Annotated in this window: 10 protein-coding genes; 6 read left to right on the top strand and 4 right to left on the bottom strand. The window is 58.6% G+C overall.

The window, feature by feature from the left end:
* The first annotated feature begins 16 nt into the window (after nucleotides 1–16).
* The 3 genes from QEH57_RS13100 to QEH57_RS13090 all read left to right on the top strand — a co-directional run bounded on the left by QEH57_RS13100 (nucleotide 17) and on the right by QEH57_RS13090 (nucleotide 5,700).
* Nucleotides 17–3,157, top strand: coding sequence for a glycoside hydrolase family 2 TIM barrel-domain containing protein (locus QEH57_RS13100; RefSeq protein WP_309007198.1), 3,141 nt, complete (start codon nucleotides 17–19; stop codon nucleotides 3,155–3,157).
* Between the two features lie 95 nt (nucleotides 3,158–3,252).
* Nucleotides 3,253–4,098 (top strand): hypothetical protein, encoded by an 846-nt coding sequence (locus tag QEH57_RS13095; RefSeq protein WP_309007197.1) that lies wholly within the window; start codon nucleotides 3,253–3,255, stop codon nucleotides 4,096–4,098.
* Nucleotides 4,099–5,700 (top strand): arylsulfatase, encoded by a 1,602-nt coding sequence (locus tag QEH57_RS13090; protein WP_309007196.1) that lies wholly within the window; start codon nucleotides 4,099–4,101, stop codon nucleotides 5,698–5,700.
* 54 nt (nucleotides 5,701–5,754) lie between these two features.
* Here the strand turns inward: QEH57_RS13090 and QEH57_RS13085 are convergent, their stop codons facing one another.
* Complete coding sequence (locus tag QEH57_RS13085; protein ID WP_343224777.1) at nucleotides 5,755–6,630, bottom strand: AraC family transcriptional regulator; 876 nt, start codon at nucleotides 6,628–6,630, stop codon at nucleotides 5,755–5,757.
* Nucleotides 6,631–6,785: 155 nt separating this feature from the next.
* Between QEH57_RS13085 and QEH57_RS13080 the strand changes: the two genes are divergently transcribed.
* Both QEH57_RS13080 and QEH57_RS13075 read left to right on the top strand, forming a co-directional pair.
* Nucleotides 6,786–7,730 (top strand): SDR family oxidoreductase, encoded by a 945-nt coding sequence (locus QEH57_RS13080; protein ID WP_309007194.1) that lies wholly within the window; start codon nucleotides 6,786–6,788, stop codon nucleotides 7,728–7,730.
* An 86-nt stretch (nucleotides 7,731–7,816) separates the two neighbouring features.
* Nucleotides 7,817–8,491, top strand: coding sequence for an NAD(P)H-binding protein (locus QEH57_RS13075; protein ID WP_309007193.1), 675 nt, complete (start codon nucleotides 7,817–7,819; stop codon nucleotides 8,489–8,491).
* A 12-nt stretch (nucleotides 8,492–8,503) separates the two neighbouring features.
* Here the strand turns inward: QEH57_RS13075 and QEH57_RS13070 are convergent, their stop codons facing one another.
* Nucleotides 8,504–9,946, bottom strand: coding sequence for a hypothetical protein (locus QEH57_RS13070; protein ID WP_309007192.1), 1,443 nt, complete (start codon nucleotides 9,944–9,946; stop codon nucleotides 8,504–8,506).
* A gap of 204 nt (nucleotides 9,947–10,150) precedes the next feature.
* On the opposite strand from QEH57_RS13070, the gene QEH57_RS13065 reads away from it, so the two are divergent.
* Nucleotides 10,151–12,130 (top strand): DUF2264 domain-containing protein, encoded by a 1,980-nt coding sequence (locus tag QEH57_RS13065; RefSeq protein ID WP_309007191.1) that lies wholly within the window; start codon nucleotides 10,151–10,153, stop codon nucleotides 12,128–12,130.
* Between the two features lie 22 nt (nucleotides 12,131–12,152).
* On the opposite strand, the gene QEH57_RS13060 is transcribed toward QEH57_RS13065, so the two are convergent.
* Nucleotides 12,153–13,097 (bottom strand): alpha/beta hydrolase, encoded by a 945-nt coding sequence (locus tag QEH57_RS13060; RefSeq protein ID WP_309007190.1) that lies wholly within the window; start codon nucleotides 13,095–13,097, stop codon nucleotides 12,153–12,155.
* Nucleotides 13,098–13,114: 17 nt separating this feature from the next.
* Nucleotides 13,115–14,764, bottom strand: a complete 1,650-nt coding sequence (locus tag QEH57_RS13055) for a sodium/solute symporter (RefSeq protein ID WP_309007189.1) — start codon at nucleotides 14,762–14,764, stop codon at nucleotides 13,115–13,117.
* Nucleotides 14,765–14,793: the final 29 nt, after the last annotated feature.

Below are 14,793 nucleotides of genomic sequence, written 5' to 3'. Positions count from 1 at the left end.
GTCCACCCAAAAACCTATGAAGATCAAACCCGTACTTTACCTCTTATTGGCAATGGCAGCAACAAGCCTGCCGTCCCTCCACTCGCGACCCGAGTGGCAGGACCCCGAAGTGTTTTCGGTCAACGAAGAACCGGCCCGCGCTCACTTCTACTCGGCTTCCTCGCGTTCCGAAGCCCTTGCCCGCAATCCCCACCACCAGGACAACTACCAGCTGCTCAACGGCATGTGGAAGTTCCACTGGGTGGATACCGCATCCGAGCGCCCCGAAAACGTATTCGGCGAGGACTTCGACGACAGCAGCTGGACCGACTTTCCTGTTCCAGCCAATTGGGAATTCAATGGCTACGGAATCCCCTACTACCACAGCCACGCCCACGAGTTCGGCAAGAAGCCAAACGCTCCCGAACTACCGGACGAAGGCAATTCCGTCGGCACCTACCGCACCCAATTCACCATCCCCGCCGACTGGCAGGACCAGGCCATCTTCCTCAACTTCGGCGCCGTCAAGTCCGCCTTCTACTTCTACGTGAACGGCAACAAAGTCGGCTATTCCGAAGATTCCAAGCTCCCCGCCGAGTTCGATATCACCCGCTTCGTACGCCAAGGCGAAAACACCCTCGCCCTCCAAGTCTTCCGCTACTCGGACGGTTCCTACTTCGAATGCCAAGACATGTGGCGCGTCAGCGGCATCGAGCGCGACGTCTGGCTCTTCGCCACTCCTAAGGTCCGTATCCGCGACATCGATGCGCGAGCCAGCCTCGATTCGACCTACACGAAAGGCGTTTTCGACCTATCCATCGATCTTAAGAACCATACCGAAACCGCCGCGCGAGACCTTAAGGTAAACGCAGAAATCATCGACGGAACCATGAGCCTCGCCACCATGAGCGCTCGTATCGCTCGTCTGGATACCTCGAAAACCCAAGAGCTCTCTTTCCCCCAAACCCTGCTCGACAAGATCTCCCCCTGGAGCGCCGAGTCGCCCAAGCTTTACGACCTGCTGATCACCCTCTGCGACTCCGAAGGCGAGGTCATCGAGCAAAGCTCGCTACGCATCGGTTTCCGCACCACCGAACTGCGCGACGGACAAATACTCGTCAACGGCCAGCCCGTGCTCTTCAAGGGCGTCAACCGCCACGAGCACCACCCCGACACCATCCACGTCGTCGACCGCGAAACCATGCGCAAGGACGTCGAACTGCTCAAGCAGTTCAACATCAATTCCGTCCGCACCGCCCACTACCCGAACGACCCTTACTTCTACGAGCTCTGCGACGAATACGGACTCTACGTCATCGACGAAGCCAATCTCGAAACGCACGGCCTCGGCGCCGCCAACCAAGGCGGTTCCTACGATCCCGCCAAGCACATCGTCAGCCGCCCGGAATGGAAGGAAGCCTACGTCAACCGCGTACGAGCCCTCTACGAACGCGACAAGAACTACGCCTGCGTCGTCATCTGGTCCATCGGCAACGAAACCGGCGACGGCTCCAACCTCGAGGCCTGCTACGACTACTACAAGTCCGTCGACAGCCGCCCCGTCATGTTCGAGCAAGCCAACCTCCGCCGCCACACCGACATCTACGCCCAGATGTACGCGCCCATCGACCGGCTCGAGTGGTACGCCACTTCCCAGCAGGACCGGCCCGCCATCCTCTGCGAATACGAGCACGCCATGGGCAACAGCGTCGGCAACCTCAAAGAATACTGGGACCTCATCGAAGCCTACCCCTCCCTGCAAGGCGCCTTCATCTGGGACTGGGTCGACCAAGCCGTTTCCGCGACCAACGAAGACGGGGAACGCTACTGGGCGTACGGCGGAGACATCGAGCCGGAAGGCACCCCCAACAGCGGAAACTTCTGCGCCAACGGGCTGATCGCTCCCGACCGCAGCCTCAACCCCCACATTTGGGAAGTTAAGAAAGTGTATCAGAATATTGGATTCGCTGCTTCCGATCTCGAAAACGGAACCTTCGAAATCTTCAACAAGCGCTACTTCGCATCCCTCGACGATCTCGATTTCCAGTGGAGCGTCGAAGCCGATGGCACCCCGGTAGCCAAGGGAAGCTTCGCTCTTTCCACTCCCGCCCAGAGCAGCGAAACCGTTAGCTTGCCGCTCGACCAGATCGAAACGGAAGCAGGCGTCGAGTATCACGTCACCATCAAGGCCCTCAGCAAAAGCAGCACCGATTTCGTTCCAGCCGGGCACACCGTCGCCTGGGAACAGATCCGCTTGCCGCAGCTGGAAACGCCCGCTCCCGAAGAAACGATAGCTGGCAGCCTCACCCTCCAGCAAAACAAGCAACGCATCGTCGCCAAAGGAGACGGCTTCGCCATCCGCTTCAACCGCAAAACCGGCCAAATGAACTCGCTCAAGTACGACAACTACGAGTTCCTCGAGGCCGCCCCGCGCCCCGACTTCTGGCGCGCCCCCACCGACAACGACTTCGGCGAAGGCTACCAGAAGAAGGCCGCCGTCTGGCAAAACGCAGGCAAGAACCTCAAGCTCGCTAGCATCTCCGCCGAAAAGACCGACGCCGGCACCGCGGTCGTGAAGGTCGAACATGCCCTGCCCGACATCGAAAGCCGCTACTTCACCACCTACACCATCCATCCGAACGGATCCGTGGACGTCGACTGCTACTTCTACGCCGCTCCCCACAAGCAGCGCTCCGAACTCCCCCGCTTCGGCACCCTCTTCGAACTGAAGAAGGAACTCGCCCAAGTCGACTGGTTCGGTCGCGGGCCGCACGAGAACTACATCGACCGCGCTTCCTCCGCTCCGGTGGGCGCCTACAGCCTGCCCGTCCACGAACTGGGATTCGACTACATCCGGCCCCAAGAAAATGGATACAGAACGGACGTTCGCCACCTCTCCGTCTACAACCCCTCAAATGGAAAAGGCCTCCGCTTCGAAGGCGAAAAGCTCATCGCCTTCTCCGCCACCTACCAGGACAAGGACGATATGGACTCGCTAAAAAAGCAGCAGCTCCATCCCTACCAAATCGAGGAGCAAGACCGCCTCTTCTTGAACGTTGACTACCGCCAGCGCGGCGTCGGCGGCACAAACTCCTGGGGAGCGTCTCCACTGACCAAATACACGCTGCCTTGGATCGACTACCAATACAGCTTCAGCATATCGCCCTTCGAAAAATAGATTTTAAGAAAGTGGGAAGCAGCCTCGGGCCGCGATCTGACCGAGATTGCGTCCTGAGGCCGCTTCCCACAATAATCAACTACCCCCCAGTTCCAATGCCCCTCCCCAAAACGCTCGCTATCTTTATCTCATCCCTGACCCTTGCTGGTTCCCTTTTCGCCGAGCCGCAACTGGTTGGGCTCTTCAACCACAAAAAAGCCGTAAGCGGCAAAGCGGCGCTTAAAGCCCTCAACTCGAAAAACGGCAGCCCCGAAGGCTCATGGCGTTTCTTCGATCCCAAAAACCAAGCCAAGAACGACGCCGTACGCATCGGCCCGAGTTTCGATGGCACCGGAGCTCTCCACCTCGACGCCGGCCCGGTTGGCCTTCGCCAAGGCTTCGACCTCGTCGCCGAATTGGAAGCCCCCATTTCGCTCGCACAAACGCCCATCGTCAGATTCGACGCAGCAGTCAATCGCACCGTCGGCCCCAAGTCGATGTATCTAAGTTTCTATGACAGCAAGGATACCCCCATTCTCACACTCGCGCTCGTAGAAGGAGGAAAGCTGGCAGACGGGAAGCAGTACGCCCGCACCCTCGGCTACTACATCGGCGACAAGGATCCTGCTACCTTGAAGATCGCGGACATCACGCCCTTTCCCGATTCTGTGCAGCCGCGGGCTCCCAAGTTCAATTTCGCCGCGATCAACGCCAAAGGCAAAACCTGGAAAGACCTGAAACGGGCCCAAACCAACGTAACCCTAGCTTTGCTACCGGACGGTTTCTTCATCAAGTCGGACGCCTTCTGGCCGAAGGGCATCGCTCTCCAGCCCCAGAGCATCCCAGGCCTCTCCCAGCAAGGAGGAGCCGGCGACCTCGCCTCCATTCGCTTCCACACCGGCCTCGACCAAGTCGTAGCAGGCTGGGCCTTCGACAACCTCATCGTTACCGCCAAGCCTTAGATGACTCGCTCCCTCGTTGCCTGCCTCTTTCTCCTTTGCTTGCTCGCCCGGGCAAACGCTGCCGATAAGCCGAACATCCTGCTGATCATGGCGGACGACATGGGCTACTCGGACCTCGGATCCTGGGGGAGCGAAATCCAAACGCCCCATCTCGACCGGCTCGCCCAAAACGGCCTCCGCTATACCCAATTCAAAAACACGGGCCGCTGCTGCCCCAGCCGCGCCGCCCTGCTCACCGGCCGACACCAGCACAGCGTCGGCATGGGCTGGATGACCGCCGTGGACGAGCACCGCGAGGGCTATCGCGGACAACTCTCGACCAGCTACCCGACCCTCGCCGAAACGCTACAGCAAAACGGATACAAAACCTACATGGCGGGCAAATGGCACCTCACCCTCGACGGCAGCTACAACAAACAAAAAGGAAGCGCCAAACCGAACGGCACCTGGCCGACCGATCGCGGCTTCGACAAGTTCTACGGAAAACTTACCGGCGGAGCATCCTACAAGCCGGGCAACGACGTGCTCGACGGAACGACTTGGGTATCCAAAAACTCGCTACCGAAGGACTGGTACTATACCGACGCCATCACCGAGGCGGCCACCGGCTACATCGAAACCCACGACTTCGCCCAAGCGCCCCTCTTTCTCTACGTCGCCCACTACGCCCCGCACCGCCCGCTGCAAGCGCCCCAAGACCGCATCGAGCGCTGCCGCGCCCGCTACGAAGTCGGCTACGACGTCCTCCGCCAACGCCGCTTCGAAAACATGCAAGCCCTCGGCATTGTTCCGCCCCAGCAATCGCTGCCCTCTCATCCCCAAGCCTACGAAAACGGACGTCCCGCCTGGACGGACCTCACTCCCGCCCAACAGGAAAAATGGATCACCGAAATGGCAACCTACGCCGCCATGATCGAGATCATGGACGACGGCATCGGGCAACTCGTCGAAACCTTGGGAAAAAAGGGCCAGCTGGACAACACTCTCATCCTCTACCTCAGCGACAACGGAGCCACCCGCGAAGGCGGATTCATCTCCCAGCTCGCTGCCGACCTCAGCAACACCCCTTACCGCAGCTACAAGAAGTGGACCCTGAACGGCGGCATCAGCTCTCCCCTTATCATCCACTGGCCCGACCAGCTTTCCGCCCACCAAGGGGAGCTGCGCGCCAACCAGTCGCATATCATCGACATCGCCCCCACGATTCTGGACGCAATCGGTATCGACCCGCTCGATACGTTCAAAGGCCAACCCATCCCCGAGCCGGACGGACTCAGCCTCCTGCCGACATTCGAGAACGAACAAATCGCCGCCCGCAACTTCTACTTCGAGCACCAAACCAGCCGAGCCATCATCTCCGACAATTGGAAGCTCGTCTCACGCCACCTCGACGAACCCTGGGAGCTCTACGACCTGGCCAGCGACCCCTTCGAGCAAAACGACCTCATCCGCACCCATCCCGAAATCGCCAAGCAACTGGAAAAGGATTGGAAGCGCTGGGCTCGTGAAACGAAGGTCACCCCGCTCGAAACGAGAGCCTGGACGGAGCGGATCAAACACTTCAGCAAGAAGTACCCCGACCAATCCGGCAGCGACTCCTAACAATCCCGCCACCGTCTCAACACCTGCTTTAGCCGTTAAGGCTTCATGCTAGCTTTAGCGATTCGACTGGCTCCACTGTCGGGGCGACTTTCCGTACAGGCGTTTAAATTCTCGACTGAATTGGGAAGAACTCTCGTAGCCCACGCTCAAGGCCGCTTCGCTCACCGACGTTCCGGCGACCATCTTCATGGCGGCGCGGTTCAGCCGCATGGACTTCACGAACTGAATGGGCGACATCGTTGTTGCCTGCTTGAATTTCCGATGAAACACGGCCCGGCTCATTCCGAGCCGCGAGACCATCGCCTCAATGCTAACCGGCTCCTCCAAGCGCGACGACAAATAGTCAATTGCTCGAGCGATTTCGTTGCCCACTCCGAACGCCCGCCGGGCAGAATCCCCCGCTTCTCCTTTAAGTACAGCGTAGTAGAGCTCCCGAAGTCGTCCCTCTCCCAGTATCGTTGTATCAGTCGGATGGTTACAGATTTGCAGCAGTCGCAAGAGACTGTCCGCAAACGCTTCGTCCCAAGCAGCGAGGGCCACCCCCTGCGGTAGAGGGCCGGCCCGCGCAGGACGAGCCACACCAGCGACGTTCTCAAGCTCGATTGCCAGTTGGGTCATCACCCGACTGTCCAAGGCGATGTAGACTCCTAAGAGCGGATTATCCGGAGAAGCTTCTGGCGTACCAGCCTCCACAGGCATCGAAAGGGAACAGCACATGTATTGATCGCTTCCATACACATGCCTCTTTCCATCTAGGACCGCTTCCTTAGCTCCGCTCACGATCGCCACCACGCTGGGCTCGTAGACCGCTGGAGCGCAGCGAATGGGCTGCGTAACCCGGAAAAGCTGCACTCCCTTCACCCCGGATTCCACCAGGCCCTCCTCGCTGACCTGGCTTTCTATGAGTCGTTTTATTTGTTCCTTGATGATGATCGGAACCTAGCCGCAAGCATACGGAGAAACAAGCCTTCGATACAAATAGGCATATCTTCGAGATTATCACGCCTAGTTATTATCTCTAGCGACAGTTATAGTCAAAACAGGCAACTAAGCCGTCCGAGGATGGCAAGAATCCAATCATCGAAATGAAAAACAACAAATTTGGCCCGACAGGCTGGACACCAGAACAACTCGGCTCCCTCGCCGGCAAAACGTACGTTATCACCGGCGCCACTGCAGGAGCTGGATTCGAGGCGACCCGCATTCTCCTCTCGAAGGGAGCGAGGGTCGTTATGCTTAACCGCAACGCCGAAAAATCAGCCGCCGCCATCAACGCCCTGAAACAAGAATACGGCAGCGACGCAGCGGTTACCTTCATTCGCATGGATCTCGCGGTTCTCGAGTCGGTGCGGGAAGCCGCAGCGGAGGCGCTTGAGACGGTCGCTCGCATCGACGGCCTCATCTGCAATGCCGCTATCGCTCAAGTCGCCAAGCAGGAAATCACCGTGGACGGCTTCGAAAGCCAGCTCGGAGTCAACCACTTCGCCCATTTCCTTCTTTGCAGGCTTCTCTTCCAGAGAATCGAGGAGTCAAAAGGTAGAATCGTAGTGGTGGGCAGCAACGCCTACAAAATGGGGCTAAAGAAAATCCAGTTCGACGATCTCAACTTCGACAAAAAATACAGCGCTTGGAACGCCTATGCCCAAAGCAAGCTCGCCCAGATGATGTTCGCTTACGAGCTGCAGCGCCGCATCCAAGCGTCCGGCAAGCAGGTCGTCGTGCAGGTCTGCCACCCCGGAGCCTCCCGCACGAACCTGCTGCAAGACACCGCCAGCGCTTTCAACAAAGTCCTCTGGTCCGTGCTCTCTCGCTTCATCGCCCAATCCGCCGAGCGCGGATCCTGGCCGGAAGTAATGTGCGCCGCGGACGAAAGAGTTGAGTCGCAAAGCCTTTACGGTCCCACCAAACGGGCAGATACAGTCGGTCCCGTCGGCAAGTGCCAGTTAGACGAAGTCGCCCTCGACCGGGACATGGCCGCGCAGCTCTGGACCGTTTCCGAAGAAAAGACCTCAACGAGCTGGGAATTGTAGTCAGTCCGCAAACGCCTTGAACCATCCACTAAGCCCGATCCGTCGCCCCTCCTTGCCTCGGCAATCGAGAGGCATATGCTGAAGCAATGAAAATCCTAATCTACGGGGCCACGGGCATGGTGGGCCAAGGCGTACTCAGGGAAGCGATACATGCCTCCGACGTGAACGAAATCCTTTGCGTGGGCCGTCGCACTGTCGAATCCGCCAACGCCAAGGTCAGCAACCTGATCGTCGGAGATTTATTCGACCACGATACGATTGCTCCGCAGATAACAGGATTCGACGCCTGCTTCTTCTGTATCGGCACGACTTCTTTCGGAAAATCAGAATCTGAATACAAGCGCCTGACCTACGACCTGACCCTAACCATTGCGAAAGGCCTTCTCCCGCAAAATCCGGAGCTGAACTTCGTCTACGTCAGCGGTCAAGGAGCGGACTCCACCGAGTCCGGCAAAATCATGTGGGCCCGCGTTCGCGGAAAGCTTGAGAACAGCCTTTTGAAGCTTGGGTTCAAGTCCGCCCACTCCCTGCGTCCCGGCTACATCCAGCCGCTCGACGGCATCAAATCGAAAACAGCTCTGTATCGCCTGCCGTACGCAGCGCTGGGGTTCGCTTATCCCCTTTTGAAAAAGCTATTCCCGAACGCGATTTGCAGCACGCGCACCGTTGGCCAGGCGATGCTGCAGCTCGCTCGGGTCGGATCAGGACCCAGAATCCTCGAGGCCGCAGACATCAATCGCCTCGCCTCGAGTCACCAGTAAACGAATACAGATTCAGTCGCGCACTACGGTATTTCCGACACCCAGGTCCTGCACCTCACCCTTGGAGCGAACGGTAACGCCAGAGCTCTTTTCCGTGAGCAGCACGGGGTACTCGGTCTGATTGTTCAACTCGAAGTCGGATGCCTTGAAATTGTTTTGGTTAGGCAGGTTTCCGTTCAGCAAACGGATATTGCCCTTATCGCCGCCCACCTTGATCGCCAGGCCCTGCTCCACCGCTTCAGCGGCTCCGCGCAATGTAATGGTATGGCCACTACCGCCGATGTAGGCAACGCTCTTGCTTCCATTGTAGTAGGGAACCGTGGCGGGCAAGATCGTGATGTCAGCGTCGTAGGCCTTGTCGCGCTCATAGGTGCTGGCGTAAACGGGCCCGTAGGCGCAGTCGGCGCTGCAATCGACCACTTCGCCTCCCGTTCCCAGCGAAAAACCGTTCTCGCAAGCGATGGCCACGCAACCTTCCACGTACTTGCGTCCCGTCGCATGGGCGATGGTCACTCCGGTACGCATGAACTTAACGGTGCAGTTGAGAATCGTAGGATTGTCGGTCCCGCGCTTGAAGATCTCGCCGTCCACGATAGTCGTGCCGCCATCGTAGGCGCGGATTCCGGCCTCGCCTAGGCTGAGCATGTAACCCGGCGGCAGGCGGTAGCCCCAAACCGTCATGAAATCGATGTCGTAAGCAGGGCCCGATGTCTCGGCCAACATGTCGTCGGTCTTGCGAACTTCGCCTTCCACGTAGCACCCTTCGATCGTCGGATAGCTGGCCGCCTGCATGAAAATGGCATGCCCGTAGGTGCGGTGGATGATCGTGCAGTTCTTGGCATGGTTGCGCAATCCGCGCACCAAAAAGGAGGAGTGCTTGGCGTGCGGAATGGTGCTGTTCCCGCCCTTGCCGAAAGCGTCTCCGTATCCGTAGGGATAGGACCCCTTCGAGCTGATGTGGAAGCCCTCGATCCGGTTGTCGCGCCCGTCCATGCATACGTTGAGCGCTCCCTTGTTGGGGCGATCGTAAACCGATCCCACGTCGACCATGGTCAGGTTCTTCAGCACGTTCTCGCTACCGGTCACCACCAGCTCGTGCACCCGCTTGTTGCCGAACATCTTAAAAATGCCGGTCTCCACCTCAAGCGTCACCCCGGTAAAGTCATAGGTGCTGCCATTGCCCTCGAAGGGCAGCAGGATATAAGCCCGCTTCTCGAAATCCAGGACGCCGAAGCGCTTCTTCTTAATGTCCTTCGTGGAAATGCGATAGGTGCCAGGGGCCATCACGACCTCCACGCCGTCGTCGTCGAGATACGGCAAAAGCTCCTCCAGCGACTCCACCTTCACCGCCGCCGTCGCTGGAAACGCCCAAGCGACCGCAAAGGCAGCCATTGTATAAAGTCCGATTTTACGGATAATTCCGAGTCCTTGGTTTCGTTCGAAGGGAACCTTCATTGCGCTTTGGTTTGTTGCAGCCTGCCCGCGATCTTCGGATCCGCGTCAGGTCGGGGTGAATACATAGCCTTTTGGCCGTCAAAGCTTCGAAGATAAGCGAGAAGCCCTCGCCCCGAACAAATTCTCTTCTGCTTAATCTGGTAACCTAGCCCCAGTCGGTCCGCAGCAGTTGCAATGCGACGAATCCACCTGCAACTTATAATTATGAGTTTACCCCGTTTCGCCGCCGCCTTGCTTGGCTTCGCCCTTGCCGCGTTCCCTGTTTCCGCCTCCGACAAGGCCCTGCCGGAGCCTTACGTCGCGTTCGGCTTGATGACCGAGGACCTTGTCGCCCCTCTGGTCCCGCTGATGGACGTCAACCGCTCCAACTTCCCACTCGAGGGTCGGCCCAGCGACCACGGCAAGATGGCCGACGAACTGGAAGCCTTCACGCGCCCGAGCCTCCTGCTGGCCCTCTGGCTGCAAATGGAAGCCATCCCCCAAGACCAGCGAACCCACGACTTCACGCGCGAGCAGGTAGCCCGCTGGTTCCGCTCCGCCATGCTCAACGGCACCGACCCGGAGCACCCCGCCTACTGGGGACACCTCGTCAACTACCACCAGCACGGCGTGGAGATGTCCATCCTCACCATGTCCCTCACCGTCGCCCGCGAATGGGTCTGGGATCCGCTCAGCGAGGCCGAAAAGCGACAGGTCGCCGCGTGGCTGGGAGAAATCCGCGGCAACGCCCGCTACTGGAACAATCACCTCTACTTCGCCGTGCTCACCCTGGAGTTTCTCCGTTCCGTCGACTACGAGGAGCCGGGCGACCAAGCCGCCATCGACTTCATGTTCGAGCTCCTGGAAGGCATGCACGTAGCGGGCGGCTGGTTCAAGGACGGCACCAACGAAGGCTACGACCACTACAACGCCTTCGCCTTCCACACCTACGGACTCTGGTGGTCGTGGAAATTTGGGCACACCAATCCGCAGCGAGCCGAACGCTGGATGGCCTGGTCGAAGGAGTTCATCCCCGACTATGCCCACTTCTTCGCGGCCAGCGGCGAACACCTCCCCTACGGACGCTCCATCACCTATCGCTTCAACAGCCTCAGCGTCTTCGGCGTCGCCCCGCAAGTCGGACTCGAAGCCATCCCCTACGGCGAAATGCGACGGCTCTGCCGCAAAAACCTAGAGTTTTTCCTCAGCCACCCCATCGCCCAGGAACAAGGCACCCTCTCCATGGGCTGGACCGACGAATACCTCGGCGTCGTCGAACCCTATATTTGTCCCGGTTCCCCCTACTGGGCCTCCAAAGGTTTGCTTATGCTCACCCTTCCTCCCGAGCACGCATTCTGGACCGATTCCGAAAAGCCGTATCCAGCGGAGCGCGACAACTTCACGCACGTCATCGAAGCCCCGCGCTTCGTGCTGCAAGGGCTCGACGGAGAAGTCGGACTCTACAACGCCGGTTCCATGGTTTCCCGCAACGGAGGACGCCGCTACGGCGAATGGAAATGGTCCAAGCTCGCCTATCGCACCGGACTCGGCTTCCTCCTTGCCGACGACTTCGACCTCTATCCGCTCGACGCCCAAATCACGGCCGTACCCGAAGGCCACCAGACGCGCTTCGGCCGTCGCGCCACCATCCCGCTCATCGCCGAAGCCGATCACCTCGCCTATAGCTACGCCCTTGGCAAGCGAGGCGACAAGATCGAGTTCAACGCCCCCATGCGTACCGATCTTTTCCTCAAGGGAGAATGGACCCTGGCCATCCACCGAGCCGAGACGTTCGTCCCCGCCCGCTTCTACCACGGCTCCTTCGCGATCGGCTCCGACCAAACCGACTTCGAAAAACAGTCGCAAAATACTGGATACGCCCTAACTGGAGACGGCGAATCCTACAGCGCCATCCAAAACGTATCCGGCTTCGCCCAAGTCCAATGGGACCAGCGCCTCGACGACTCCAGTCCCCGCCTCCACCTCAAGAGCGATTACCACGTAACGCCAGTGCTCGCTTCCGAGCCCATCGAAGGCAAAACCACCTTCGCGGTCCTATTCTGGGCGGGAAAAGACAAGGAGGACGGAGCCCCTTGGCGCATCGAAAAAACGGATACCGGACACTGGAAGCTCCGCCACCCGACCCTTGGCCTTTGGGAAATCGAGAACCCCATCCTCCCGGCCCTCACCCGCGATTCGGACTGACTTCTAGCCCCCCCCCTATCGATCAGTCCTCAGCATGAGCGATCAAAAACCGTAGCATGCGGGAAACGACCTCATCCTGAGAGGGGCGGCGTCCTTCCGCAAACAGCTTTCCGCCATGACCACCGCCGGGAACCTCCACCAACTCGCAGGGAACTTCCAAGCTTCTGCTCTTCGCCAGGTATCGGTAGGAATGCTCGATGTTCACGGTCAGGTCGTTCGTGCCGTGAATAAGGAGAGCAGGCGGATCGTCCTGGGTGAGGTGGGCCAGCGGACTGATCACCGAATATACCACGGGATCTTCTTCAGAGCTTGCGCCGATCCGTTGGCTTAGATCCCTGAGCTTTCCATTCTTCAAAACAGAAATGTCCTCGTAGGCAGGCATATCCGTCGGCGGATAGACCGCGATCACCGCGTCCATGGAAGGGATGTCGCTCGCCAGCAAGCCAGGAAAGGTGGCATTAGGGGCGTTCGCTCCGAGCAAGGCTAAGTGAGCGCCCGCCGAACTTCCCCAGATGTAGACCCGGTCGAGATCGATCCCCAGCTCCTCGTGATGCAGCTTCAGGTACCTCAACGCGTCGAAGCAGTCGGTCGCGCAATCTTTGATAAACAAACCCTTATCTTCGTCAACGAGTCGATACCCCACCGAAACGCCCAGAAAACCGGCTTCCGATAAGCCTTCGAAGACCTTGCGCGAAAATCCATTCCCCAAGCTCTTCGACCCATTTACCCAGCCGCCTCCGTGAATGTAGATGTGAGTCGCCTTGGGTGCCGCTGTCGCTTCGATCGGATAATACAAATCCAAAGCGGTCCGCTCGGAAGCAGCGCTGTACGCCACATCGCGCCTGACCTCCGAAAACGCCTCCTCTCCTTCCGATGCAGAAACGCGACCTGAGCCCGCCCACAAAGCGGTCAAGGCGAGCGCCGAAACAGCTCTCCTCGTAAACGAATTCGTTTTTCCTGTATTCATAAATTCAAATCGTTCCTTCAGGAGGGCTTCGCTGTTTTGCCGCTTCGCCAAATCGCCCAAGCGCCTCCAGCTCCGCACAGGAGACCGCTCGTCAGCGCGAGTTGACCACTCAATTCCCGTATCGAAAAAACGCTGACAAGCACGAAGAAAGCTCCCGCTACGACCAGGGATAAGCCAAACAGCTTGTACAAGGCCTTTCGAAACCCTGCGTCGATTCTAGGAATGCTCTCCTCGCTCAAGGGCGTTTCAATCGTTTCAAAGAAGCGATCCACCTCCGCAGCCCTACGCTGCGTTATCCGATCGCATACGAGATAGAGGCCGACGCACAAGACGATGGTGATCAAGGTCGACACCTCCCAGGCAAACCAGCCGTTGAGATTCAACAGCAGAGAGACGCTCGCTCCGCCAATAACCACCAGAAAGGCCGCCGCCGCGTTCGCCCGCCGCATCAACAGCCCCAGCAACATCGGCACCGCCAGTGGAATCGCCAGGATGCCCGTAAAGATCTTGTTCGCTTCAAACGCGCCGCCAAAGGTACCCACGAAGATGGCTCCCAGGGTGATGAGAACCCCAACCGCGATGGTGGCGAAGCGAGCGAAAAGGAACAAGGCGCGATCGTCGCTGGCTGGCGCTACGAAGCGCTTGAACACGTCATTGGTCAACACCCCCGCCATCACGTTGAACTCCGAGTTCAAGGCCGACATCGTTGCGGAAAACATGCTCGCGATCATTAGCCCCATCATGCCCGCTGGAAGCAGCAAGCTGCAAAGCGCCACGTAGGATTGCTCCGCGTCGCCCAAGTCGGGGATCAGCACCCGCGCCGCTACCGCCGGCAGCAGGAAGATGGCCGGCGTCACCACGAACAGAAACGCGCTACAGTAAGCGACCTTCTTCGCGGCGCCCTCGTCGCGTACCGAATAGAGCCGCTGCACGAACGCCCAGTTCTCGTTGTACTTCAAAGTGATCATCAAGTAGTAGACGATCAACCACAGCGGCGCCCCCTTCGGGCCATTAAACCAATTGAGCAACTCGGGCTCTCGAGCGGCGATTGCCGAAATCCCGCCCACTTCCACCAAGGACAAGGGCAACAGGATCAAGGTCGCGAAAAGCAAAACGATAAACTGGATCGTATCCATAACGGTTACCGCCCACAGTCCCCCGATCATCGTAAACACCGTGATCATTGCCCCGGAAATCACGATGGCTTCCGTAATGCTCATAGGCGTCACCGTCGCCAGAAAGAGGCCCGAAGCGTAAAGACGCACCGCATTGTCTAGAAAACGCTTCAGCAGTCCCAGCCACGAATACATTTGACGTACCGCAACGCTGTAGCGCTTTTCCAAATACTCGATAGGCGTCGTCAGCTGGGCCCTTCGCCAACGCGCCGCAAAGACCTTACCCGCCACCAAGCAAGCCGGAACCGTGCTCCAGAATACGACGATCGCAATCAAGCCATGCTCGTAGGCCACCCCCGCATAGGCCACAAACACGAAGGTGCTGAACATCGACATGAAATTGCTGATGCCTGAAACCGCCCAGGGAATCGTGTTCCCACCTTTCAGGTAGCTTCCCACATCTTTGATGAACCAGCCGAAAAACAGCCCGATCCCCGCCATCAAGAGCAGGTAGGCAAGCAATAATATATAGTCGAGAGTGACGAGGTGCATGCAGTAGAAAGCGGTAAACCTGTATTCAG

This window comes from Pelagicoccus sp. SDUM812005 (assembly GCF_031127875.1).
Taxonomy (GTDB): domain Bacteria; phylum Verrucomicrobiota; class Verrucomicrobiia; order Opitutales; family Opitutaceae; genus Pelagicoccus.
The sequence above is the reverse complement of the archived record's forward strand: the minus strand, read 5'-3'. Positions and strand labels throughout refer to the sequence as shown.

Excerpts from the sequence above, each read along its gene's own strand:
- QEH57_RS13095 (WP_309007197.1), top strand. The coding sequence starts at position 3,253 with ATGCCCCTCCCCAAAACGCTCGCTATCTTTATCTCATCCCTGACCCTT.
- QEH57_RS13070 (WP_309007192.1), bottom strand. The coding sequence starts at position 9,946 with ATGAAGGTTCCCTTCGAACGAAACCAAGGACTCGGAATTATCCGTAAA.
- QEH57_RS13090 (WP_309007196.1), top strand. The coding sequence starts at position 4,099 with ATGACTCGCTCCCTCGTTGCCTGCCTCTTTCTCCTTTGCTTGCTCGCC.
- QEH57_RS13075 (WP_309007193.1), top strand. The coding sequence starts at position 7,817 with ATGAAAATCCTAATCTACGGGGCCACGGGCATGGTGGGCCAAGGCGTA.
- QEH57_RS13080 (WP_309007194.1), top strand. The coding sequence starts at position 6,786 with ATGAAAAACAACAAATTTGGCCCGACAGGCTGGACACCAGAACAACTC.
- QEH57_RS13055 (WP_309007189.1), bottom strand. The coding sequence starts at position 14,764 with ATGCACCTCGTCACTCTCGACTATATATTATTGCTTGCCTACCTGCTC.
- QEH57_RS13100 (WP_309007198.1), top strand. The coding sequence starts at position 17 with ATGAAGATCAAACCCGTACTTTACCTCTTATTGGCAATGGCAGCAACA.
- QEH57_RS13065 (WP_309007191.1), top strand. The coding sequence starts at position 10,151 with ATGAGTTTACCCCGTTTCGCCGCCGCCTTGCTTGGCTTCGCCCTTGCC.
- QEH57_RS13060 (WP_309007190.1), bottom strand. The coding sequence starts at position 13,097 with ATGAATACAGGAAAAACGAATTCGTTTACGAGGAGAGCTGTTTCGGCG.